This is a genomic window from Blastococcus sp. CT_GayMR16 (assembly GCF_004570875.1).
Taxonomy (GTDB): domain Bacteria; phylum Actinomycetota; class Actinomycetes; order Mycobacteriales; family Geodermatophilaceae; genus Blastococcus_B.
On record NZ_SPQK01000010.1, the window covers coordinates 1 to 22,145 of the forward strand.

Consider the following 22,145-nt stretch of genomic DNA (forward strand, 5'->3'; position numbering starts at 1 on the left):
CGAGCGCCGTCCCCAGTGGGCGGGCCAGCTCCGCCCGGCCCCGCTCCTTGAACGCGTTGACGGCGGGCCGCACCGGGCCGCTGTAGGCGCCGGCGGCGGCGGTCGGCGGGAAGCCCCACGGGACGCGGCGCGGCGTCGCCGGTCGCGGGACGGCGAGCAGCGCCGCACAGCGCCGGCAGAGGATCGATCCAGGCAGCCCGCAGCCCGCGCACGTGCGGGGCAGGACCAGGTCGGCGAGCGCACCGGCCAGTGCGCCGATCCCCGATCCGCCCATCCGGTCAGCCTATGGCCCCGGCCAGAGGCTCGGGCCGAGCCTGCGGGGCCTGAGGAGGACGGGGTCCTTCTCCTGTGGACAACTCAGAGCGGGTAGAAGGGTGCCGTCCCGGGCAGCGGCTCGGCCCCGCGGACCAGGGTCACCCAGGTGCCGCCGGCGAGCTGCCAGATCGTGCCGCCGGCGTCGACGAGCGGCTGGCGGGTCGGCGCTCCGGCGATGGACCCCGGCTGGCTGGGCAGGCCGGCCGTCGGCACGCCCGTCAGCCCCCAGCCGTCGACGCCCACCTGGTAGACGCCGACCCGGTCGTTCCCCTGGTCGCGGGCGAGCACCAGCAGGTTCCCGCTGTCCCGCCACGCGACGTCGACCACCTGCGACAGCGAGGGGGCCACGCCGCGCAGATCCCGCAGTTCCACGCTGCCCGCCTCGGTCCGGACGACGGTCCCGATGTAGAGGCCGCGGCCACCTGGCCCGTCGACGACGAGCGCGGCGCGGACGCCGTCCGGCGACAGGCGGAGGACCTCCGCGCGACCGAGGCCCTGCAGGGTCGGCGTGCTCACCGCCTGCGGGGCGCCGGTGGCCGGCACGCGCACCACGTCGGTGCCGTCGCGCACCACCCACGCCTCCGACCGCGTGGACGCCACGGTCGGGCTGTCCAGCGTCGTGGCGGTCAGCACCGCCGCGAGGTCGCCGGCATACGGCCCGGCGTACAGCGTCGCCCCGCCGGCGTCCTGCCGGACCCCGACGAGGAAGGACAGCTGCCCCGTGCGCGGCTCGGCCGACACCGCGGCGCTGGTGAGGCCGTAGACCCCGGTGCCCGCAGGCCCCGGCGAGGGCTCCCCGCGGGAGACGGTGTGCAGCGCACCCCCACTGAGGTAGTGGCCCACCGCGTCCAGCGGCACCGCGTCGGGGTTGAAGGCGGCCCAGTCCTCGACGGTCTGCTCGTCGGGGATCCCGGCGATGTCCACCGGCTCGCCGTCGACCCGGATCTCGACCCGGTTGATGCGCAACGGGGCGAGGGTCCAGACGATCTGCGCACAGATCTGCGAGAGCACCGGCGCCGGATCGGCCGTCAGCGCGGTCAGGTCGACGACGGCTGCCTGCTCGTCCACGGTGACCGCATTGCGCAGCTGGACGCCGTTCAGGGGGTTCTGCACCCCCGCCGCGAGCGCCCCGGACGGCCCGTCCAGGAGCCGCTGGACCAGCGCTGTCGGCTGCGCGTCGCCCTTGATCAGCAGGCGCGGATCCGGCACCACCCGCTGGCCGGTCAGGTCCAGGAAGAAGGCGTCCCGCTCGACGTAGAGCCGCTCGAAGTCGGGCTCGAGGATGATCAGGCCGTTCGGCGGATCGCTGATCCGCCACTCGCCGTCCACCTGCTCGAGGTTGAACTGCCGGGTGAAGACCCCCGTCCCGCCGACGGTGAACACCCCGCGCGGGTCGACGGTCCCGACCGGGTTGGCCGTCAGCGTGACCGCGTCCACCTCGGTGGCGACCGTGGCGTAGTCGGGGCTCAGCACGGTGATGCCCGCCTCGTCCGACCACGACCCGGCGGCTTCGCGCGTGAGGTGCTCACGGGCGACGGGGTGACCGGGGCGGGAGCTGGCCGCGGCGTCGATGAACCCCCGGACGATCTCCTCCGGCGTCGCACCGGGCTCCGGCGGGAGGGGCTCGATGCCGACGGCCTCGGCCGGCCGGGACGGTGCCTCGGGGATCTGCACGGTCGGCGAGGAGTTCGGCACCGTCGAGCAGGCGGAGAGGGCCAGCAGAAGCGCCAGCACCGGCGCCCATCGCCGGGCCGGGGAGCGCGTCACGACGACGCTCCGGGACGGCGGACCATGGCCGGGCGCAGCGGCAGCGGTGAGCTGGTCAGGTCCCCGTCGGCGGTCAGGGGGAGCGTGAGCCGGAACTGGGCGCCGGCGTCGGGCTGGCCCCAGACCTGCAGCCAGCCCCCGTGCAGGCGGGCGTCCTCGAGGCTGATCGACAGACCGAGACCGCTGCCACCGACCGTGCGGACCCGGGACGGATCGGCCCGCCAGAACCGGTCGAAGACGTGCTGGGCGTCGGCGGAGCTGAGGCCGACGCCGAAGTCGCGGACGGTGACCGCAGCAGCGGTGCGATTCGCCGCCAGGGTGATCTCGATCGGCTTCCCGGCCCCGTGCTCGATGGCATTGCCGACCAGATTGCGCAGGATCCGTTCCACCCGGCGGGCGTCGACGTCGGCGATCACGTCCTCGTCGGGCCGGTTCACCACCAGCTCGGAGTCGTGCCGTTCGGCGAGCGACCACACGCCGGCGACCACCCGGGCGACCAGTGCCCCCAGGTCGACGGGCTCGGAGTCGAGGACCGCGGCGCCGGCGTCGTAGCGGCTGATCTCCAGTAGGTCGGTCAGCAGCCCCTCGAACCGGTCGAGCTCGGCGCGCAGCAGCTCGGCGGAGCGGGCGACGTGCGGCGGGAAGTCCCCCCGCGCGTCGTGCAGCACGTCGGCGGCCATCTGCACCGTCGTGAGCGGCGTCCGCAGTTCGTGGGAGACGTCGGAGGTGAAGCGCTGCTGGAGCTGCGAGAGCCCCTCCAGCTGGGTGATCTGCCGCTGGAGGCTGTCGGCCATCGCGTTGAAGCTGGTCGCCAGCCGCGCGAGATCGTCCTCGCCGCGCACGGTCATCCGCTGCTCGAGCTGCCCCTCGGCCAGCCGCTGGGCGATGCCGGCCGCCCGGCGCACGGGGTCGACCACCAGGCGGGTGACCAGCACCCCGATGCCGACGACGAACAGTGTCAGCGCGATCCCGCTGATGATGACCGTCGTCCGGATGAGGGAGAGGCTCTCTCCCTCCTGGTCCAGCGGGAACGCGTAGTACAGCTCGATCCGCTGGCTCCCGGCCGTGTCGCTGGGCACCGAGAGTCCGATGAGCAGGGTCGGCTGCGGCACCCCCTGCTGATCCGGCACCTGCCAGTACTTGTAGGACTGCCCGCCGCCGTCGATGTCGGCCCGGAGGTCGGCCGGCAGCGCCTGGAACACAGGACTGGGGCTGGGGGCGGTCCGCTCCACGTCACCGGTCCGGTGGACCATGACGACGTCGAAGCTGCCGGCCGCGCCGCTGCGGGCCCGCAGCTGGGTCACGGTGCGGTCCAGCGCCGTGCGGACGCTCGCCGCGTCGCCGGTGGCGATCCCGGACACCTGGGTCTGCGCGTAGGTCACACCGGCGCGGGCCTGGTCGATGGCGGCCTGCCGCTTCACGTCGAGCAGCTGGTCCCGGATCTGGCTGAACAGCACGAGGCTGACGATGACGACCACCGTGCCCGCGACGAACATCGTGATCGCGGCGATGCGGACCTGCAGCGAGGAGCGCCACGTGTGCAGAGCGCGGACGGCCAGCCGGCGGGAGAGGACGTAGGACCGACGGCGCAGGCGCACCGCGCGGCGTCGCAGGCCGCGGCGGATCCGCCGCAGCTCCGTCGCGCTGCGGGACGGCTGTTCCGATTCGGGTGAGGCCAGGACCTCAGCGTCCCCGGAGGGCAGCTCGGTGCGGGTCACTGCCCCAGTGTGACGCTCACGGTGGCCCCGCCTTGTAGCCGACGCCGCGGACGGTCAGCACGACCTCGGGCTTCTCCGGGTCGCGCTCGATCTTCGCGCGCAGGCGCTGCACGTGGACGTTGACCAGCCGGGTGTCGGCCGCGTGCCGGTAGCCCCAGACCTGCTCGAGCAGCAGTTCGCGGGTGAACACCTGACGGGGCTTGCGGGCCAGGGCGACCAGCAGGTCGAACTCCAGCGGCGTCAGCGCGATCGGGGCGCCGTCCCGAATGACCTGGTGGGCCGGGACGTCGATCTGCACGTCACCGATCGCGAGGTTCTCGGCCTGACCGGTCTCCCCGCGGCGCAGCTGGGCGCGTACGCGGGCGACCAGCTCGACGGGCTTGAACGGCTTGGTGACGTAGTCGTCGGCGCCGGCCTCCAGCCCCTGGACGACGTCGATCGTGTCGCCCTTGGCGGTGAGCATGACGATCGGCACCGTCGACTGGGTGCGGATGTCCTGGCAGATCTGCAGGCCGTTGCGGCCGGGCAGCATCAGGTCCAGGAGCACCAGGTCGGGCCGGGTCTGCTGGAAGACCCCGACCGCGCGGTTGCCGTCGGAGACGAATGCTGGTTCGTACCCCTCCCGGCGCAGCACGATGCCGAGCATCTCGGCGAGGGCGGCGTCGTCGTCGACGACGAGGACACGGCCGCGGCTGGGCCCGTTCTGCGGAGCGGTGGGTGGCACGACGCCCATTCTGCGCTGGTCAGGGGAAAAGGTGTCCCACCCGCCCGAGTGAGATCCCCGGGCGGGTGGGGCGTCAGCCTTGCAGAGGCGATCAGTAGCGGTAGTGGTCGCTCTTGAACGGACCCTCGACCGGGACGCCGATGTAGTCGGCCTGCACCTTGCTGAGCTCGGTCAGCTGGACGCCGAGGGCATCCAGGTGCAGCCGGGCCACGTGCTCGTCGAGCTTCTTCGGCAGCACGGTGACGCCGGGGGTCTGGCCCTCGTACGCCGCACGGTTGTTCCACAGCTCGATCTGCGCGAGCACCTGGTTGGAGAACGAGGCGCTCATGACGAAGCTGGGGTGCCCCGTGGCGTTGCCGAGGTTCAGCAGCCGACCCTCGGAGAGCACGATGATCGTGTGGCCGTCGGCGAAGCGCCACTCGTCGACCTGCGGCTTGATCGTGGTCTTGACGACGCCGGGCGTCCGGGCCAGGCCGGCCATGTCGATCTCGTTGTCGAAGTGGCCGATGTTCCCGATGATCGCCTGGTGCTTGGTCGAGGCGAGCTGCTCGGCGCTGATGATGTCCTTGTTGCCGGTCGTCGTGATGACGATGTCGGCCTTGCCGATGACGTTGTCGAGGGTGTTGACCTCATAGCCGTGCATCGCGGCCTGCAGCGCGCAGATGGGGTCGATCTCGGTGACGATCACCCGGGCGCCCTGGCCGCGCAGCGACTCGGCACAGCCCTTGCCGACGTCGCCGTAGCCGCAGACGACGGCGACCTTGCCGCCGATCATGACGTCGGTGGCGCGGTTGATGCCGTCGATGAGCGAGTGGCGGCAGCCGTAGAGGTTGTCGAACTTGCTCTTGGTGACCGAGTCGTTGACGTTGATGGCCGGGAAGAGCAGGCGACCGTCGCGGGCGAGCTCGTAGAGCCGCATGACGCCGGTGGTGGTCTCCTCGGTGACGCCCTTGATGGCCTGGCCGACGCGGGTCCAGCGCTGGCCGTCCTCGGCGAGGCTGTTGCGCAGCGTCTCGAGGATGATCGCGTACTCCTCGGAGTCCGCCTCGGTGGTGTCGGGGACGGAGCCGTCGGCCTCGAAGCGGGTGCCGAGGTGCACCAGGAGGGTGGCGTCGCCGCCGTCGTCGAGCAGCATGTTCGGGCCGACGATCTCGCCGGAGGAGTCCCGGAACTCGAAGAGGCGCTGCGTGCACCACCAGTACTCCTCCAGCGTCTCGCCCTTCCAGGCGAACACCGGGACGCCGGTGGGCTCCTCGGCCGTGCCGTCGCCGACGACGACCGCGGCGGCGGCGTGGTCCTGCGTGGAGAAGATGTTGCAGCTGACCCAGCGCACGTCGGCGCCGAGAGCGGTCAGGGTCTCGATGAGGACGGCGGTCTGCACCGTCATGTGCAGCGAGCCGGCGACGCGGGCGCCGGCGAGCGGCTGTGCGTCGCCGTACTCGGCGCGCAGCGACATCAGGCCGGGCATCTCGTGCTCGGCGAGCTGCATCTCCTTGCGGCCGAAGCCGGCGAGGGAGAGGTCGGCGACCTTGAAGTCAGCCTCACCGGTCGGGGTGGTCAGTGGACGGGTGCCAGTGCTGGCGGTCATGTCGCTCCAGTGGGCGGGGGCGGCCGGCTGCGCAGGGCGCGGCGGGGCCGTCTCGGCGGTCTGCGGGGGATTCGAGCGAGCATGCCGAGGCTTCGGCGGGGCTCGTACCGTGTCCCAGGGTACGTCGAGACCGTACCGTTACGCAGCCCCTACGGGACGGAATGTGACGGAGCGGCTCGTCCGGGGCCGGTGGGTCAGCTGAGGTGCGAGCGGCCCAGGTGTGATCAGCCCAGGTGCGATCAGCCGAGGTGCGTCGTCGCCCGGTAGAGGACGGCGGGACCACGAGCGGTGACCGGCGTGGCGGCGGGCACGAAGGCCGAACCCCCCTTCTCGAGGGTCAGCTCACCCTCGGACGAGGCCAGGACGGCGGTGCCCTCGGTGCACAGCACGACCTGGGGCCCGCCGGTCGTCAGCGATCCGGACCCGGTGTCGAGCTGGATGCGGGTGAGGTCGAAGTCGTCGACCGGCACCGGATAGCGCAGCCCCCCGGGCCCGAGGACCGGGTGGATGACCGGCACCCGGCCGTCGGTGAAGTCCAGGACCTCGATGAGTGCGGCCAGGTCGACGTGCTTGGTGGTGAGCCCGCCGCGCAGGACGTTGTCCGAGGCCGCCATGACCTCGACCCCCGCGCCGGACAGGTAGGCGTGCAGGTTCCCGGCGGGCAGGAACACCGCCTCCCCCGGCGCCAGCTTCAGGTGGTTGCACAGCAGCGAGATGACCACGCCCGGATCGCCGGGGTAGGTCGTCGCGAGGGACGCCGCCCACCGGTAGGTGTTGATGAACTCGGGATCGTGGGCGGCCACGAACCGCCCGGCCGCCTCGGCGACCGCGCTGACCAGCACCGAGCGGTGCTCCGGGGAGAGCGCGATCAGCTGCGGGATGGCGGCCCGCAGCCCACCGCGGGCGAGCGCGGCGATGGTCGGCTTCAGCTCGGGCACCTGGAGCTTGGCCAGGCAGTGCAGCGACTCCTCCACCGGCCGGAAGCCGCACAACGCCTCGAAGGTCGTCAGCGCGAGCAGCAGCTCCGGCTTGTGGAACGGGTCCTTGAACGTCCGCGTCGAGTCGTCGCGCGGCACGCCGGCGGCCTCCTCGGCGGCGAACCCGGCCTCGGCCTGCTCGTTGGTCGGGTGCGCCTGCAGCGACAGGGGCTGCTCGGCGGCGAGCACCTTCATCAGGAAGGGCAGCCGGGTCCCGAACCGCGCGTGGACGGCGGGACCGAGGAGCGCCTCGGGCTGCTCCTGGATCGCCTTGTCCAGCGGCGTGCCCGTCGAGAGCACGCTCGGAGCATCCGGGTGGGCGCCCATCCACAGTTCGGCGTACGGCCGGTCTGCCGGGCTCGCCTTCCCCAGGAGCTCGGGGATCACCGTGCGCGAACCCCAGGGGTAGTGACGCACAGTGTTCATCAGGGACCACATCGGGTCGGAGGCTACCGACTCGCCCTCACCCACGGGTACGACGCTCACTCGTCGAGGGCAGGCGGCCCAGTCGTCAGACGCCCGCGCGGACGTCCGGGGCGCCCAGCCGGGCTGCGTCGGCGGTGCGGTCGTCGGGCATCCGCTGCGACTCCCGCTCGGCGGCGACCCGGGCGGTGTAGTGCTCGACCTCGCGCGCGGTCCGCTCCTCGTCCCAGCCCAGTGCCTCGGCCATCAGTGCCGCGACCTCGGGTGCGGAGTCGACGCCGCGGTGGGCGCACTCGATCGACACCCGGGTGCGCCGGGTCAGGACGTCGTCGAGGTGGAGCGCCCCCTCCGCCATCACCGCGTGCACCACCTCGGCGGCCAGGTACCCGGGCGCTCCCGTCAGCGGCCGCGCCAGTGCCGGATGGGTGCGGGCCAGCTCGAGCACGTCGCCGATGCGGTCGCCGTGGCGGCGCAGCAGCCGCTCGACGGTCTCCTCGGGCAGGTTCCAGCCGGCGGCCAGCTGGGGCGCGGAGTCGCGGACGACGTCCCACTGGTGGGCGCCGACCAGCGGCAGGTGGGCGGTCCGCGAGGCCGGCACACCGGGCAGCCCGGCGACGGCCGCATCGACGGCGTCCTCGGCCATGACCCGGTAGGTCGTGTACTTGCCCCCCGCCACGAGCACGAGCCCCGGCACGGGCGTGACGACGGCGTGCTCGCGGGATAGCCGGCTCGTCTCGTCGGACTCCCCCGCCAGCAGCGGGCGCAGCCCGGCGTAGACGCCGAGGATCTGGTCGGGGGTCACCGGGCGGACGAGCACCGCGTTGACCTGCTCGAGGATGTAGCTGATGTCGGTGCTGCAGGCAGCCGGGTGGTCGCGGTCCAGCCGCCACGGGGTGTCGGTGGTGCCGACGATCCAGCGGTCGCCCCACGGGATGACGAACAGCACGCTCGTCGGCGTCCGGAGGATCAGCCCCGACTGCTGCGCGCCGGCCGCCGTCAGCTCCGAGGCGTCGATCGCCGACCGCGGCACGACCAGGTGCACGCCCTTGGACGCGCGCACCTTCAGGCTGGGCGCGGACACGCCGAGCATCGCGCCGATGTCGTCGCTCCACACACCGGTGGCGGCGATGACGCTGCGGGCCCGGATGCTGAACGACGTCCCGTCGGCGAGGTCGGCCACGTGCGCCCCGACCACGGGGGCCTGATCTCCCTCGCCGTCCCGGATCAGCCCGGTCACCCGGGCGCTGGACAGCACCCTCGCGCCGTAGCCGGCGGCGGTGCGGACGACGGCGAGCGTGTGCCGGGCGTCGTCGACCTGGGCGTCCCAGTAGCGGATCGAGCCGCGGACGACGTCGCCGCGCAGCCCCGGGAAGGCCTGCAGCGTGGCCTTGCGGGACAGGTGGCGGTGTCGGGGGATCTCCCGGTCGCTGGTGAAGGCCGCGCCCAGCACGTCGTAGAGGGCGATGCCGGCGCCGTAGTAGGCGCGCTGCCAGACCGGCGCCGTCAGCGGCAGCAGGAACGGCAACGGGGTGACCAGGTGCGGCGCGATCGTCTGCACGAGCCGCGACCGCTCCGCCAGCGCCTCGCGCACCAGCGGGAACGCGAACTGCTCCAGGTAGCGCAGCCCGCCGTGGATCAGCTTGCTGGACCGACTGGAGGTGCCGGAGGCGAAGTCGCGGGCCTCGACCAGCGCGACCGACAGCCCGCGGCTGGCCGCATCGAGGGCGGCCCCGGCGCCCGTGACGCCGCCGCCGATGACGAGGACGTCGACGACCTCGTCCTGGAGGGCGGCGCGGTCGGCACGGCGGCGCGCCGGGGAAAGCATGGTCCGGCTCATGCCCTCCACTGTCCCCCCGCCGGGCGGGAGCGGGAGCGCGACCCGCCTTCCGCGGTGCGCGCCGAGCCCCTCAGGCCCCCTGCGTCACCGTGGCGCCGGAGGTGCCGGACGCCGTGGGTCGCCGGACGTCGGGCTCGAGGTAGATGACGCGGGCGATCGGTACGGCGTCCCGGATGCGGCGCTCGGCGGCGTCGATGAGGTCCGCGATCTCCTCCGCGGTGTCTCCACGCTGCACGGCGATCTTGGCCGCCACCAGGACCTCGTCGGGGCCCAGGTGCAGCGTCTTCATGTGGATGACCGACACCGGGGACGGGCCGCCCTCGAGGGCCGCGACGATCTTGCGCTGGTCCTCCGGCGTCGCGGACTCCCCCAGGAGCAGGCTCTTGGTCTCCATGGCGAGGATGAACGCGATCACGACCAGGAGGAGGCCGATCGCCACGGTGCCGAGCCCGTCGTAGACCCCGTTGCCGGTCAGGGTCGCGATGCCCACGCCCAGGAGAGCGAGCACCAGGCCGGTCAGCGCACCGACGTCCTCGAGCAGGATCACCGGGAGCTCGGGTTGGCGGGCGGTGCGGATGAACTTCCAGTAGCTCTGCCCCGGAGCCTTCACCGCGGCCGTCTCGTGCACCGCGGTCCGCAGCGAGAAGCTCTCCAGCCCGATCGCGACGACGAGGACACCGATCGCCCAGCCCGGCGAGGTGAGCTCCTCCGGGTTCTGCAGCTTGTGCACGCCCTCGTAGATGGCGAACAGACCGCCGACGCTGAACAACACGATCGCCACGATGAACGCGTAGATGTAGCGGTCGCGCCCGTAGCCGAAGGGGTGCTCCGGGGTCGCCGCGCGCGCCGCCCGCTTCCCGCCGACCAGCAGCAGCACCTGGTTGCCCGAGTCGGCGACCGAGTGGATGGCCTCGGCCAGCATCGAGGACGCGCCGGTCACGAGGAACGCGACGAACTTGGCGATCGCGATGCCCAGGTTGGCGATCAGCGCGGCGATGATCGCCCGCGTCCCGTGGCCGCCGCCGGGCTCGCCCGCCTCCCCGCCGGCACCGTTGGCTGCGTCGTGCTCGGCGGTGGCCTTCGACTCGGCGGTCATGAACGCAGCGCCCTCTCGTTGTCCAGTGCGAGTGCCAGGTAGACGGCGGTGAAGTCGGCCACCGAGAGCTGGCGGGCCAGCCGAGGGAGGCGGGCGAACCGCGTGGGGTCGCCGTGCTCGGCCAGCCCGCTGACCGGGACGTTGTGCTCTGCGGCGGCCCGCAGCACCGTGTCCATGGCCGCCGCCGCCGACCGCGGCTCCCGCTCCCCTGCGCCGTCGTCCCCACCGGCCTCGGCGTCGCGGATGGTCAGCAGCCGCAGGCGTCGCCCGGCGTCGTCGGCGCGGTCCCGGAAGAAGTCGTCGGCGCCGTCGCGGGGGGCCAGCGGCCCGCCCAGGACGGCGCACGCGGCCACTCGCTGGTCGGGCAGCCGGAACCCGGTGGCCGGCAGGCCCGCGAGGGTGGCCAGCTGGTCGGTGATCCGGGTGGCGGCGGCGCCGGCGAGCGGGCCCTCGGCGGCGATGACCGGGAGCGCCCCGAGCAGCTCGAGCGCCATGGTCTTGGCCGGGTTCACGAAGGATTCCTGCGCCGGCCCGCACTCGCCCGCGACCTCGTCGAGCGCGGCGGCGATCGCCTCGGGCTCGGCCACACCCTGGGGGATCAGGTCGAGCTCGGTGGCCAGCTGCAGCAGCGGCGTCAGCAGCGACCACAACGTCGTGTGCTGCACGCGGGAGTGCGGCAGCGAGACGTAGGGCGCCCGCGCGGCGGAGCAGGCCGCCCGCAGCGGCGCGTCCTCCGCGCCGATGCCGACGAGGGACACCCCCCGCCGTGCCGCTTCGTACGCCGGGGCCACCGCGTAGCGGCCGGCGCCCGTCCGGGTCGCCACCACGGCGATGTCGGTGGGTCCGGTCCACACCGGCAGCGCCGGACCGGGGACGACGTCGACCGTCACCGGGCTCGACGGCCCGAGGAGGGCGCGCAGCACGGAGGCCGCCACCGCGCCCTCCCGGCGGGCGACGATGACCAGGCCCCGCGGCCGGCCCCCCTCGGTCACCCGGCCGAGGCCCGCCTCGGTCGTCAGCCGGGCGGCCTCCCGCACCTGCGCTCCCGCGCCGGCGACGGCGGGGAGCAGCCCGCGCGGGTCACGGGCACGCAGGACCTCGAGGTCGTCGAGGACCTCCTCGGCGAGCTCGGGCGACGTCATGAGGGGTTCGTGCCCCCGCCGTCCCGGTGTCGCGCCTCGTCGAGCAGGAGCACCGGGATCCCGTCGCGCACCGGGAAGGCGCGGTCGCAGGTGGTGCAGAGCAGCTCGCTCGCCGCCTCGTCCACGGTCAGCGGGCTGTGGTGCGTGTCGGGGCAGGCCAGGATCGCCAGCAGCTGCGGATCGAGACCCAGTGGCCCGCTCGACGTCCCGTTGGCAGTGGTCATGCCCGCACCATCCTCAGTACCTGGTCCCGGAGTTCGGTCATCCGCGCCTCGTCCGGCGCCTCGACGTTGAGCCGCAGCAGCGGCTCGGTGTTGCTGGCCCGCAGGTTGAACCACGCGCCGTCGGACAGGTCGACCGTCAGGCCGTCCATGTCGTCGACGACCGCCCCGTCCTCCTCGGCGAAGGCATCGCGCACCTCGGCCATCCTCGCGGGGGCGTCGGCGACCGTTGAGTTGATCTCGCCGGACGCGGCGTACCGGCTGTAGGCCGCGGTCAGCTCCGAGAGCGGGCGGGCCTGCTCCCCCAGTGCGGCGAGGACGTGCATGGCGGCGAGCATGCCCGTGTCGGCCCGCCAGAAATCACGGAAGTAGTAGTGCGCCGAGTGCTCGCCACCGAAGACGGCGTCCGTCCGGGCCATCTCGGCCTTGATGAACGAGTGCCCCACCCGCGTGCGCACCGGGTTGCCGCCGTGCTCGCGGACGATCTCCGGCACGGCGTGCGAGGTGATCAGGTTGTGGATGATCGTCGTCCCGCGGCCCTTGGCCAGCTCCCGGACGGCCACCAGCGCCGTGATCGCCGACGGGCTGACCGGGTCGCCGTTCTCGTCGACGACGAAGACCCGGTCGGCGTCCCCGTCGAACGCCAGCCCGATGTCGGCACCGTGCTTCCGGACGGCCGCCTGCAGGTCGACCAGGTTGGCCGGGTCCAGGGGGTTGGCCTCGTGGTTGGGGAAGGAGCCGTCCAGCTCGAAGTAGAGCGGAACGATCTCCAGGGGCAGACCCGAGAGGACGACGGGGACGGTGTGACCGCCCATGCCGTTGCCCGCGTCGACCACGACCGTCAGCGGCCGGATGCCGGAGAGGTCGACGAGACCGTGCAGGTGCGCCGCGTACTCGGCGAGCACGTCGCGCTGGGTGACCTCGCCGACCCGGGCGGGCGCGCGGTCGTAGCGATCCTGCTCGGCCCACTCGCGGATCGTGACCAGCCCCGAGTCCTGCCCGACGGGCGCCGCACCGGCCCGGCACATCTTGATGCCGTTGTACTGGGCGGGGTTGTGGCTGGCGGTGAACATCGCGCCGGGCATGTCCAGCGAGCCGGCCGCGAAGTACAGCAGGTCGGTGGAGCCGAGTCCCGCCTCGACGACGTCGACACCGCGGCTGATCACGCCCTCGGCGAAGGCGCGGGAGAGCGGGATGGAGGACTCGCGCATGTCGTGGGCGGTGACGACGGCGGTCGCACCGCTGTCACCGACGACGAACTCGGCGAAGGCGGCACCGATCGCCCGGCTGATCCCCTCGTCCCACTGGTCCGGAACCACGCCCCGGACGTCGTAGGCCTTGATGAGCGAAGACAGATCGGGCACGACGCGGACCCTATCGGCGCGCCTTGTGGCGTGCTCGAACGGCCACCCTTCAGCAGAAGGACCTCGCCCCCCTCAGCCCTCGCACGCTCGGGCCGAGCCTCCGGACGAGGCCGAAAAGCGCGAGGGGAAGGGTGGTCCTCTTTCAGGTGATGTCGGGAAGGACCCGGAGATGGCCGCGGCGGAAGCCACCGCCGTCGTCGGCGGGGTTGCGCGGGGGCTCGGGACGAGCGGCCTCGCGGACCGCGTCGGCGAGGGCGAGCAGGTCGTCGCCGGTGGGGCCGGCATCGTCGAGGTCGATCTCGTGACGGACGACGTCCCAGCCGCGGGGCACCGTCAGGCGCCCGGCGTGGAACTCGCACAGGTCGTAGCTGTGCGGTTCCGAATAGGTCGCCAACGGGCCGACGACGGCGGTCGACTCCGCGTACACGTAGGTCAGAGTCGCCGCTGCCGGTTGCGCGCAGCCGCTGCGCGAACAGCGACGTGACTGCCTCACCACCGGATCCTCACGGACAGCACAGTAAACCTGCGCAGCGGTCGTCCGCAGCAGGCACGCGGGGTAATCGGGTGGGGACGCACCATCCTGCACGATGACCCCGTGGGCCCCGACACCGGTCCGGCACCGTTCGACGGCCGTAGGCTCGCCCCCAAATGAGCCGCCCACCACGCCGTTCCAGCCCTTCCCGCCGCGACCGGCACGGCCGCGGCCTGCGCGGTCGCCTGGTTCCGGCCGAGGTCCCACTGGCCCGCAGCCGCGCCGAGCAGTTCGACGACCTCGTCCTCGACGCGGTCGAGGAACTGGAGCGCCGCTGGGAGCGGGAGCTGGCCGGCGTGGAGTTCGCCGTCGAGGACGTGCCGTGGGTCGAGCACATCACCCCGGAGGACGCCGTCCTGGACGCCGACGTGCTCGACGACGGCAGCGTGCCGCTGGCCCGCGTCCTGCCCGCGCACCGGGAGGACGGGCGCGAGGTGCCGCCGCGCATCGTGGTGTACCGGCGACCGCTGGAGATCCGCGCGCACGACCGCGAGGACCTCGCCGACCTGGTGCGCGACGTGGTCGTCGACCAGGTGGCGGTCCTGCTGGGCCGTGACCCGGAGGAGATCGACCCCGGCGGCTAGAGCGGGCTGCCCAGTTCGCGGGCCAGGGACCGGGCCTCGGCGAGCCTGGCCCGCGCGAACGCCGCGTCGAGGCCGTCTCCGCGGTCGGGCCGGGTGATCCGCGCGACCAGCTGCTCGAAGGCCACCGCGTGCCAGAGGACACCCACGTCGGGCTCCTCCCAGCCGGCGGTGCGCTCCACGACGACCTCGGCGATCAGCCCCCGGTCCTGCTCCCCCGCGGTGGTCGCCCAGAGCGTCAGCAGGTCCCGGTGCCGCGGGCCGGCCTCGACCCCGGTCCACTCGAGCACGACCAGCCGGCCCAGCTCCTCGTCCATGACCGCGTTCGCGGCGCGGAGGTCGCCGTGGCCGACCTCGGCCAGCGGCAGTTGGCGTGCCGCCGTCCGCACCGCTCGCAGCTCGGCCAGCGGAACACCCCCGCGCACAAGCCGGCCGGCGTCCTGGACAGAAGCGCGGGCCCGGCTCAGGGCCGGTCCCTGCGACACCTGCCACGGCTCCCCCGGGGGTACCGGCGGCGGTGCGACGCGGACGGCGGCCTCGATCGCCTCCTCCGTCCAGCGGGTGCCGCCCGCCGGGCCGGGACGGACCCGCCGTGAGAGCAGCCAGCGGCAGTCGTCGGCCGCCGCGAGCACCTCCGGAACGCCGATGCCGCGCTCCTCGGCCCACCGTCGTCCCCGCAGCTCCGCCCGCAACCGCAGGCGCCCGCTCTCGGTCACGGCCAGGTCGAGGATCCGGTCGGCGAGCACGCCCTGGACGATGCCCAGCCGCGCGCCCAGGTCGGTCACGGCGAGCAGCGGCTGTGCCACTCCCAGGTCGACCAGGAGCGCACCGAGCCTGCCACCGGGGTCACCGGCCGCGGAACTTCCGGAAGTGCTCATCGCCGGAATCGTCCCAGCGGAGCCCGCTTCCAGGCACCAGGGCGCGCCCGGGTCGGCTCGCGGCCCCTGCGATGCTGGGCGGGATGGACATCCCCGCGGCGGCTGCCGGCAGCGCGACGGTGCCCTGGTTCGCGCTCGGCATCGTCGTCGGGGTCCTCGGGGTCCTCCTGGCCGGACTGACGGCCGCACTGGTCCTCCGGCGGCGGGTCGCCGACCACCCGGCCGCGGCGCCCGCGGCCGCGCCGGAGGGGCTGGCCGTCGACGACCTGCCCGGCTTCCTGGAGACACCACCGGGCTCGGCCGGCGCGGCACCGCACACGGGCTGGGCCGCGCTCACCGCACCCCCCGTTCCGGCACCACCGGCCCCCGTGCCACTTCCGCGGGCACGTCGGGACACCGTCGTCGTCCTCGCGTCGATGGCCGTCACCGCCCTGCTGCTCGTCGGGGCGGCCGCGGCCGTCGCGGCGGCGTCGCGGCCGGACGGCCGCCGCGGGCACTCGTCCTCGGCCGACGCCACCCGCGACCGGGACGGCGCAGCCGCACGGCTGACCTTCGGCGGGCTCGTCCTGGAGCCGCGGGCGGTGGGGGTCACCGCCACCTATCCGGTCGTCGAGGTGTCGACCGACGGGGAGCAGGCACGCGCGCACGTCGAGTTCCCCACGTTCAACTGCCTGACCGGCGAGGCGCCCCCGGATCCGGTCGCCGCGGGCTGCACGCGGACGCAGACGGAGTACGCGGAGCTGGCCTCCCCCGAGCTCGTCGTCGACCGCGAGGGCGACGGCCTGCGCGTCACCGGCCGGTTCCCCACCGAGCTGCGGCCCAACGGCAGCGCGCCGACGCCCACCGGCCGGGTCTACGAGCTGCGGATCACCGTCGCACCGGCCGACGCGGGCGCCGGGCGCGGGTGGCGGCCGGCCGACGGCGTCCTGGAGCTCGGCTCCGGGCGTGCGGACACGGTCGACGACGTCAGCGTGCTGCGGTCCGACTCCTGAGCCGCGGGACCGGAGGCCAGTCGCGGGCCGGGTCGGTGAGCCGCACGGCGGGGAAGCCCAGCTCGGTGCGCAGCGGCTGCCCCTCGCCGAAGCCCCACCAGGGCCGCCGGTCGGTGCCGTCGAGCAGCGTGAGCAACGCGGCGCGGGGGACCTCGCCATCGGCCACGACGGCGAGCTCGACCTGACCGATCGCGGCGTGCAGGCGGGCGGTGGCCCGCAGGAAGCCCCGGACCCGGCGACCGTGCTCCCGCGCCGTCAGCGCCGGGAGCCACCGGTCGACCTCGCGGGGGTCACGGGTGCGGATCACCGGGCCGACGTCGTCGAGGTCGTCGACCAGGCGGTGGGTGCGTGCGGTGGCGATGACGCCGTCGGGCAGCCGGGCCGCGAGCGCCCTCGCCGTGGGGTCGCCGAGCGGGAGGCCGGCCAGGCGGAGCAGCCGGGGCCGACGCAGCGAGCCGAGCAGGTCGGCGAGTCCCTCGGCGAGCAGGCCCGCCATCTCCTCGTCACGAGCCAGGAGGCGCCCCGGCGGGCTGCCCGGCGGAACGGGGCCGGCGGCGTCGCACAGCAGCGTCACGACGGTGGTGGGGCCGCGGCGCCGCAGGAGCAGGAACGCGGCGGCGTCCGGGCGGCCCTGCCGGTGCGCCTCCACGACCACGGCGACGGGCCGTCCGGAGAGCCGGGTGGCTGCCCCCGCATTGAGGACGGCGGTGAGCCACGGTCCGCGCGCGGTGACGGGGGCGCGCAGCGCGGCCATCAGCGGTCCTGCGGCACGGACCTCCCGGACCACCCGCGCGCGTCCGATCGCGACCCGGGTGAACACCCCCGCATACGACCACAGCCGCGCTGTTCGGCCCCGTCCCGGGTCCCGCCCTGAGCCTGCGAAGGGTGGGGAGGACGGGGTCCTTTCTCAGACGGCGCGGCGGCGCAGGCGGCGGCGCTCACGCTCCGACAGCCCGCCCCAGATGCCGAACCGCTCGTCGTTGGCGAGGGCGTACTCCAGGCACTGGGCCTTGACCTCGCACCCGGTGCAGATCTTCTTGGCCTCGCGGGTCGAGCCGCCCTTCTCGGGGAAGAACGCCTCAGGGTCGGTCTCGGCGCAGAGCGCCTGCTCTTGCCAGGACTGGGCGTCGCCCTCGGTCCCGATCCCCAGCAGGCCGGCGATGCCCTGCCCGCCGATCCCCTGGTTCATCCCGAAGCCCTGCCCGCCGAAACCCGGACCGCCGAACGCAGACGCCTGACCATGGCCGCCCGTGCCCTGGCCGGCGCCCGTTCCGAACCGGTCCGAAGACCGGTCGTTCGAACTGACGTAATCGCTCAACCACGACACCTCCGCCATGACGATGCGTCCCCTCTCGCTTTCGCCCCGGTGCGCGGTTCCCGGGAGGTTCCCGGTCCGCTGTGCACTCGATGACATCGCCGGAATTACACGCGTGTCGTTGCCCGCCCGTCAACTTCGCCCGGTGTAAGCGACACGCCACACCAGGCACACGCGTCACAGGCGTTCGTCAGATCTCGTCCCAACCCATGACACGCCCGTGGAACAGTCGACAACTGCCTATCGGGCACGATGTGTTTCGTGGAGATCGTCGTGCTGGCCGGAGGCACCGGAGGGGCTCGTTTTCTCCGTGGAGTACGCGCCGCGGCGCCGGAGGCCGGGATCACGGTCGTCGTGAACACCGGGGACGACGTGACGATGCACGGCCTCCGCATCTGCCCGGACCTCGACACCGTGATGTACACCCTCGGCGGCGGCATCGACGAGGAGCGCGGCTGGGGCCGCGCGGGCGAGAGCTGGACGGTCAAGGCCGAGCTCGCCGCCTACGACGCGGACCCGTCCTGGTTCGGTCTGGGTGACCGGGATCTCGCCACGCACCTGATCCGGACACGCATGCTCGACGCCGGATACCCCCTCTCGGCGGTGACGACCGCTCTCGCGGAGCGCTGGCAGCCCGGCGTGACCCTGCTGCCCATGAGCGACCAGCGGGTGGAGACCCACGTCGTGGTCCCCGATCCCGACACCGGCCGCCAGCGGGCGATCCACTTCCAGGAGTGGTGGGTGCGACTCCGCGCGGCGCCCGACCCGTCGGCGTTCGTCCAGGTGGGTGTCGACGCCGCCCTGCCGGGCCCGGGCGTGACGGAGGCCTTCGCGGCTGCCGACGCCGTCCTGCTGGCCCCGTCGAACCCGGTCGTCTCCATCGGCACGATCCTCGGCGTGCCCGGCATCCGAGCCGCGCTGCTGGGGTCACCCGCCCGCATCGTGGGGATCTCCCCCATCGTCGGCGGCGCCGTGGTCCGCGGGATGGCCGACCGCTGCCTGCCGGCGCTCGGTATCGAGGTGAGCGCGGAGGGGGTCGGCCGGCACTACGGCGCCCGCTCCGACGGCGGCCTGCTCGACACCTGGCTGGTCGCCCCCGACGACGCGGCCGACGTCGGCGGTGTCGACGTCCGCCGGGTGCCGCTGCTGATGAACTCCCCCGAGGCGACCGCGAACCTGGCCCGGGCCGCGCTGGACGCAGCCGGTGTCTAGACCGCCGGGGGGCCTGTCGGTCCTGCCGGTGGCCGGGCTGCCCGAGTTCCGGCCCGGCGACGACCTCGCCGCCGCCGTCGCGGCCGCCGCCCCCTGGCTGGCCGACGGCGACGTCGTCGTCGTCACGTCCAAGGTGGTGTCGAAGGTCGAGGGCCGGCTGGTGCACGTCCCGCCGGGCGCGGACCGGGAGAAGCTGCGGCTGCAGGCGGTGGAGGACGAGGCCGTGCGCGTGGTGGCCCGCCGCGGACCCCTGGCGATCGTGCAGACCCGGCAGGGCTGGGTCGTCGCCGCGGCCGGCATCGACGCGTCCAACGTCGGACAGGACGCCCTGGTCCTCCTGCCCGAGGACGGCGACGCCTCGGCGCGGGCGCTCCGGGACCGGCTCGGCGAGCTCCTCGGCGTGGACGTCGCGGTCGTGGTCAGCGACACGTTCGGCCGGACGTGGCGCGAGGGGCTCACCGACGTCGCGGTCGGTGCCGCGGGCATCCCGGCCCTGATCGACCACCGCGGCGCGGTCGACGGCTTCGGCAACCGCCTGGAGACGACGCGTACGGCGGTGGTGGACGAGCTGGCCTCGGCGGCCGACCTCGTGAAGGGCAAGCTCGGCGGCGTCCCGGTCGCGGTGATCCGCGGGCTCGCCTTCGAGCAGGCCTCTCCCGACACCGGCACCCGGCCGCTGGTCCGCCTGCCGGCCGACGACCTCTTCCCCTACGGCGCCCGCGACCTGGTGGGCTCCCGCCGGCCGAGCGCCGAACTCGTCCCGCGGGCCGGTGAGCTCGACGCGGTCGCCGAGGCGTTCCGGGTCGCCAGCGCCGCGCTCCCGGAGTTCCCGGTCGTCCTGCGCTACGGGGGCGAGGGCGACGGGGTGGTCGACGTCCACCTCACCGACGCGGTGACCACCACGACGGCCGTCAGCCTCGGCGCCCTGCTGGGCGCTGCGATCGTGCAGCTGCACGCGGAGGGCTGGACGACCCGCTGGGAGCCGGTGGGCACGCCGGGCGGCACCTCGCTCGTCGGCCGGCTGTGGCTGGGCACCCCGCCCGGCTGACCCGGCACCGTTCTATTAGCGTCGGCACCCGTGGAGATCCGTGAGCTCGCCGTTCCCGACAGCTACGCGCTCGACCTCGTGCCGCACGGGGACTCCCGCGGCCGGTTCACCGAGTGGTACCGGGCCGACGTCCTGGCGAAGGAGACCGGCTTCGGCCTGACCCTGGCGCAGGCCAACCACAGCGTCTCCGCCCGCGGCGTCCTGCGGGGGGTGCACTTCGCGCTCGTGCCCCCCGGTCAGGCGAAGTACGTCTACTGCCCCGCGGGCAAGGTGCTCGACGTGATCGTCGACATCCGGGTCGGCTCCCCCACCTTCGGCGTCCACGACGCCGTCGTCCTCGACAGCGAGCAGCCGAGCGCGGTCTACCTCGCGGAGGGGCTGGGCCACGCGTTCGTGTCACTGGCCGACAACAGCTCGGTCACCTACCTCGTGTCCTCCGGGTACTCCCCGGGCCGCGAGTTCGGCATCAACCCCATGGACCCGGCCCTGGACCTGCCCTGGCCGACCGCCATCGAGTTCGAGTTCTCCGCGAAGGACCAGGCCGCCCCCACCCTCGCCGAGGCGCAGGAGCAGGGCCTGCTGCCGACCATGGAGCAGTGCGCCGCCCGCTACGCGGAGCTGCGCGCCGCCGCCGGCTAGATCGACCGGTAGTTCGTCGGCGCGAAACGAGGGCCCCGCCGCGGCCGCCGGGAGCCGCCGGTGAGCAGCAGCCGCACGACGCGCTGCCGGTGCCCGCGCCACGGCTCGAGCAGTTCCAGCATCCCGGCGTCGTCGGTGTTCCTCCGCCCGGCCAGCGCCCAGCCGACGATGTTCTTCAGGTGGTAGTCGCCGACGCTGACCGTGTCAGGGCAGCCCAGCGTCCGCTGCACCACCTCCGCCGCCGTCCAGACGCCGATGCCCGGGATCGAGCAGAGCCGGCGCTGCAGCGCGGCCGACTCGCCCGCGACCTCCGGCTCCAGCCGCGAGGCGACCGAGGCCACCGCCCGCAGCGCCCGGCGCCGGGCGCCGTCCAGACCGCAGGCATGCCACTGCCAGTCGGTCACGTCCAGCACCCGCTGGGGCGACGGCGGCACCCGCATGCCGTCGGGCGCCGGGCCGGGCGCCGGCTCACCGGCCAGCCGCAGCAGCTCGCGCCACACCCGGTTGGCCTCGACCATGGTCACCTTCTGCTCCAGGACGGCGGGGACGAGCGCGTCCCACGTGCGGCCGGTCCGGCCGAGCCGCAGCCACCGCGCCGTCCGGTGCAGCTCGGTGACCACCGGGTGCCCCGCGGGATCGAAGCCGTCGGGCCGGTCGGCGGCACCCAGCCACTCGGGCACCGCCGTCCCGGCCCGGTCGGCTCCCGGGCCCCATGCCGAGATCCGCACCGCACCGGAGCCGACCGCGATGCGCACGGTCGCCGGGCCGTCGGGCGTCGTCGTCGTCCGCCACAGCCCGTCGTCGGCCACCCGCATCGTCGGGTCACCGGTGCCGCGGCGGTGCGGGGACAGCGCCCGTCCCAGCTCCAGTGGCCAGTCCGGGGTGAAGACGGACTCGTGGGCCGGTGCGGCCAGCGTGGCGGTGCTCAGGACGTTCCCCCGGGGTGGTGCGGTCAGGTGGTCCGGACAGCAGGCGGGCCCAGCCTCAGCGAGGTGCCATCCGCAGCGCGCCGTCCATCCGGATGACCTCACCGTTGAGGTAGCCGTGCTCGACGATGGCCAGCGCCAGCTGGGCGTAGTCCGACGGCTGGGCGAGACGCTTCGGGAAGGGTATGCCCGAGGCGAGCTGCTGCCGCTGCTCCTCCGGCATGCCGGCCATCATCGGCGTGTCCACCAGACCGGGGGCGATGGTGCACACGCGGACGCCGATGGTGGCCAGGTCGCGAGCGGCCGGGAGGGTCATGCCGACGACGCCGCCCTTGGACGCGGCGTAGGCGATCTGCCCGATCTGGCCGTCGTAGGCCGCGATCGAGGCGGTGTTGACGATGACCCCGCGCTCGCCGTCCTCGTCGGGCTCGGTGGCCGACATCGCGGCGGCCGCGAGGCGCAGCACGTTGAACGTGCCGACCAGGTTCACCATCACCGTGCGGCTGAAGGCACCGAGGTCGTGCGGCTCGCCGCCGCGGCCCACGGTGCGCTGCGCCCAGGCGATGCCGGCGCACTGCACGGCGATGCGCAGCGGCCGGTCCTTGCCGGTCGCGTCGGCGATCGCGGCCTGCACCGAGGCCTCGTCGGTCACGTCGGTGCGGACGAAGGTGGTGTGCCCGCCGAGCTCCGCGGCCAGCGCCTGGCCTCGGTCCTCCTGCAGGTCGAGGATGGTCACGGCGGCGCCCTTGGCGGCCAGTGCGCGGGTGGTGGCCTCACCGAGCCCGGAGGCTCCTCCGGTGACCACGGCTGCGACGTCGAAGCTCTTCATGCCACCGGAGGCTAGCCATGC

The 22,145-nt window shown here is 74.0% G+C and carries 21 protein-coding genes and 1 pseudogene; 5 read left to right on the top strand and 17 right to left on the bottom strand.

Going from position 1 to position 22,145, the window contains the following annotated elements; genetic code table 11:
* The 12 genes and pseudogenes from E4P38_RS12245 to E4P38_RS12300 form a co-directional block, all read right to left on the bottom strand.
* A pseudogene (locus tag E4P38_RS12245) lies at positions 1 to 274 on the bottom strand (ComF family protein); the annotation flags it as partial.
* Between the two features lie 83 nt (positions 275 to 357).
* A complete protein-coding gene (locus E4P38_RS12250; RefSeq protein ID WP_135132097.1) occupies positions 358 to 2,082 on the bottom strand; it encodes an LpqB family beta-propeller domain-containing protein in 1,725 nt (574 codons plus the stop codon).
* Complete coding sequence (gene mtrB, locus E4P38_RS12255; protein WP_135132098.1) at positions 2,079 to 3,800, bottom strand: MtrAB system histidine kinase MtrB; 1,722 nt, start codon at positions 3,798 to 3,800, stop codon at positions 2,079 to 2,081. The genes E4P38_RS12250 and mtrB overlap by 4 nt, the downstream gene beginning before the upstream one ends.
* A gap of 16 nt (positions 3,801 to 3,816) precedes the next feature.
* Positions 3,817 to 4,533: an MtrAB system response regulator MtrA gene (gene mtrA, locus E4P38_RS12260; RefSeq protein WP_135132099.1), complete on the bottom strand. Its 717-nt coding sequence runs from the start codon at positions 4,531 to 4,533 to the stop codon at positions 3,817 to 3,819.
* Positions 4,534 to 4,615: 82 nt separating this feature from the next.
* Complete coding sequence (gene ahcY, locus E4P38_RS12265; protein WP_135132100.1) at positions 4,616 to 6,112, bottom strand: adenosylhomocysteinase; 1,497 nt, start codon at positions 6,110 to 6,112, stop codon at positions 4,616 to 4,618.
* Positions 6,113 to 6,351: 239 nt separating this feature from the next.
* Positions 6,352 to 7,515 (bottom strand): mannose-6-phosphate isomerase, class I, encoded by a 1,164-nt coding sequence (gene manA / locus E4P38_RS12270; protein ID WP_245160979.1) that lies wholly within the window; start codon positions 7,513 to 7,515, stop codon positions 6,352 to 6,354.
* 85 nt (positions 7,516 to 7,600) lie between these two features.
* Complete coding sequence (locus E4P38_RS12275; RefSeq protein WP_135132102.1) at positions 7,601 to 9,349, bottom strand: glycerol-3-phosphate dehydrogenase/oxidase; 1,749 nt, start codon at positions 9,347 to 9,349, stop codon at positions 7,601 to 7,603.
* 70 nt (positions 9,350 to 9,419) lie between these two features.
* Complete coding sequence (locus E4P38_RS12280) at positions 9,420 to 10,445, bottom strand: cation diffusion facilitator family transporter (protein ID WP_135132103.1); 1,026 nt, start codon at positions 10,443 to 10,445, stop codon at positions 9,420 to 9,422.
* Complete coding sequence (locus tag E4P38_RS12285) at positions 10,442 to 11,587, bottom strand: SIS domain-containing protein (protein WP_135132104.1); 1,146 nt, start codon at positions 11,585 to 11,587, stop codon at positions 10,442 to 10,444. The genes E4P38_RS12280 and E4P38_RS12285 overlap by 4 nt, the downstream gene beginning before the upstream one ends.
* On the bottom strand, positions 11,584 to 11,778 hold the full coding sequence (locus E4P38_RS12290) for a Trm112 family protein (RefSeq protein WP_135132205.1): 195 nt from the start codon (positions 11,776 to 11,778) through the stop codon (positions 11,584 to 11,586). Before E4P38_RS12290 ends, E4P38_RS12285 begins: the two co-directional genes overlap by 4 nt.
* A 29-nt stretch (positions 11,779 to 11,807) precedes the next feature.
* A complete protein-coding gene (locus E4P38_RS12295) occupies positions 11,808 to 13,172 on the bottom strand; it encodes a phosphomannomutase/phosphoglucomutase (RefSeq protein WP_135132105.1) in 1,365 nt (454 codons plus the stop codon).
* 142 nt (positions 13,173 to 13,314) lie between these two features.
* Positions 13,315 to 13,668: a DUF3499 domain-containing protein gene (locus E4P38_RS12300; protein ID WP_209309074.1), complete on the bottom strand. Its 354-nt coding sequence runs from the start codon at positions 13,666 to 13,668 to the stop codon at positions 13,315 to 13,317.
* 152 nt (positions 13,669 to 13,820) lie between these two features.
* On the opposite strand from E4P38_RS12300, the gene E4P38_RS12305 reads away from it, so the two are divergent.
* The gene (locus E4P38_RS12305) at positions 13,821 to 14,288 is read left to right on the top strand and encodes a metallopeptidase family protein (protein WP_135132107.1); all 468 of its coding nucleotides are present in this window, start codon (positions 13,821 to 13,823) and stop codon (positions 14,286 to 14,288) included.
* Here the strand turns inward: E4P38_RS12305 and E4P38_RS12310 are convergent.
* Complete coding sequence (locus E4P38_RS12310; RefSeq protein ID WP_135132108.1) at positions 14,285 to 15,163, bottom strand: phosphotransferase; 879 nt, start codon at positions 15,161 to 15,163, stop codon at positions 14,285 to 14,287. The two genes, E4P38_RS12305 and E4P38_RS12310, sit on opposite strands and share 4 nt — an antisense overlap.
* 83 nt (positions 15,164 to 15,246) lie before the next feature.
* Here E4P38_RS12310 and E4P38_RS12315 point away from each other — a divergent pair, with 83 nt between their 5' ends.
* On the top strand, positions 15,247 to 16,155 hold the full coding sequence (locus E4P38_RS12315) for a hypothetical protein (RefSeq protein WP_135132109.1): 909 nt from the start codon (positions 15,247 to 15,249) through the stop codon (positions 16,153 to 16,155).
* Here the strand turns inward: E4P38_RS12315 and E4P38_RS12320 are convergent.
* Complete coding sequence (locus E4P38_RS12320; RefSeq protein ID WP_245160981.1) at positions 16,130 to 16,909, bottom strand: hypothetical protein; 780 nt, start codon at positions 16,907 to 16,909, stop codon at positions 16,130 to 16,132. The genes E4P38_RS12315 and E4P38_RS12320 overlap by 26 nt on opposite strands.
* A gap of 153 nt (positions 16,910 to 17,062) precedes the next feature.
* Positions 17,063 to 17,344: a WhiB family transcriptional regulator gene (locus tag E4P38_RS22920; protein WP_245160982.1), complete on the bottom strand. Its 282-nt coding sequence runs from the start codon at positions 17,342 to 17,344 to the stop codon at positions 17,063 to 17,065.
* A gap of 378 nt (positions 17,345 to 17,722) precedes the next feature.
* On the opposite strand from E4P38_RS22920, the gene cofD reads away from it, so the two are divergent.
* The 3 genes from cofD to rfbC are packed head-to-tail and all read left to right on the top strand — an operon-like array spanning position 17,723 to position 20,369.
* Positions 17,723 to 18,682 (top strand): 2-phospho-L-lactate transferase, encoded by a 960-nt coding sequence (cofD, locus tag E4P38_RS12330; protein ID WP_245160983.1) that lies wholly within the window; start codon positions 17,723 to 17,725, stop codon positions 18,680 to 18,682.
* Positions 18,675 to 19,730: a coenzyme F420-0:L-glutamate ligase gene (locus E4P38_RS12335; RefSeq protein WP_135132113.1), complete on the top strand. Its 1,056-nt coding sequence runs from the start codon at positions 18,675 to 18,677 to the stop codon at positions 19,728 to 19,730. Before cofD ends, E4P38_RS12335 begins: the two co-directional genes overlap by 8 nt.
* A gap of 30 nt (positions 19,731 to 19,760) precedes the next feature.
* Positions 19,761 to 20,369, top strand: coding sequence for a dTDP-4-dehydrorhamnose 3,5-epimerase (gene rfbC, locus E4P38_RS12340; RefSeq protein ID WP_135132114.1), 609 nt, complete (start codon positions 19,761 to 19,763; stop codon positions 20,367 to 20,369).
* Here rfbC and E4P38_RS12345 read toward each other — a convergent pair.
* A complete protein-coding gene (locus E4P38_RS12345) occupies positions 20,366 to 21,400 on the bottom strand; it encodes a DNA-3-methyladenine glycosylase 2 family protein (RefSeq protein ID WP_245160984.1) in 1,035 nt (344 codons plus the stop codon). The genes rfbC and E4P38_RS12345 overlap by 4 nt on opposite strands.
* Complete coding sequence (locus tag E4P38_RS12350; RefSeq protein WP_135132115.1) at positions 21,354 to 22,124, bottom strand: SDR family NAD(P)-dependent oxidoreductase; 771 nt, start codon at positions 22,122 to 22,124, stop codon at positions 21,354 to 21,356. The genes E4P38_RS12345 and E4P38_RS12350 overlap by 47 nt, the downstream gene beginning before the upstream one ends.
* Positions 22,125 to 22,145 lie beyond the last annotated feature (21 nt).

Bases quoted from the DNA above. Each gene is read 5' to 3' on its own strand.
- E4P38_RS12275 (WP_135132102.1), bottom strand. From the start codon at position 9,349: ATGAGCCGGACCATGCTTTCCCCGGCGCGCCGCCGTGCCGACCGCGCC.
- E4P38_RS12315 (WP_135132109.1), top strand. From the start codon at position 15,247: ATGGACATCCCCGCGGCGGCTGCCGGCAGCGCGACGGTGCCCTGGTTC.
- E4P38_RS22920 (WP_245160982.1), bottom strand. From the start codon at position 17,344: ATGAACCAGGGGATCGGCGGGCAGGGCATCGCCGGCCTGCTGGGGATC.
- manA (WP_245160979.1), bottom strand. From the start codon at position 7,515: ATGAACACTGTGCGTCACTACCCCTGGGGTTCGCGCACGGTGATCCCC.
- E4P38_RS12280 (WP_135132103.1), bottom strand. From the start codon at position 10,445: ATGACCGCCGAGTCGAAGGCCACCGCCGAGCACGACGCAGCCAACGGT.
- E4P38_RS12285 (WP_135132104.1), bottom strand. From the start codon at position 11,587: ATGACGTCGCCCGAGCTCGCCGAGGAGGTCCTCGACGACCTCGAGGTC.
- mtrA (WP_135132099.1), bottom strand. From the start codon at position 4,533: ATGGGCGTCGTGCCACCCACCGCTCCGCAGAACGGGCCCAGCCGCGGC.
- E4P38_RS12320 (WP_245160981.1), bottom strand. From the start codon at position 16,909: ATGGCCGCGCTGCGCGCCCCCGTCACCGCGCGCGGACCGTGGCTCACC.
- cofD (WP_245160983.1), top strand. From the start codon at position 17,723: ATGTGTTTCGTGGAGATCGTCGTGCTGGCCGGAGGCACCGGAGGGGCT.
- E4P38_RS12310 (WP_135132108.1), bottom strand. From the start codon at position 15,163: ATGAGCACTTCCGGAAGTTCCGCGGCCGGTGACCCCGGTGGCAGGCTC.
- ahcY (WP_135132100.1), bottom strand. From the start codon at position 6,112: ATGACCGCCAGCACTGGCACCCGTCCACTGACCACCCCGACCGGTGAG.
- E4P38_RS12350 (WP_135132115.1), bottom strand. From the start codon at position 22,124: ATGAAGAGCTTCGACGTCGCAGCCGTGGTCACCGGAGGAGCCTCCGGG.
- E4P38_RS12305 (WP_135132107.1), top strand. From the start codon at position 13,821: ATGAGCCGCCCACCACGCCGTTCCAGCCCTTCCCGCCGCGACCGGCAC.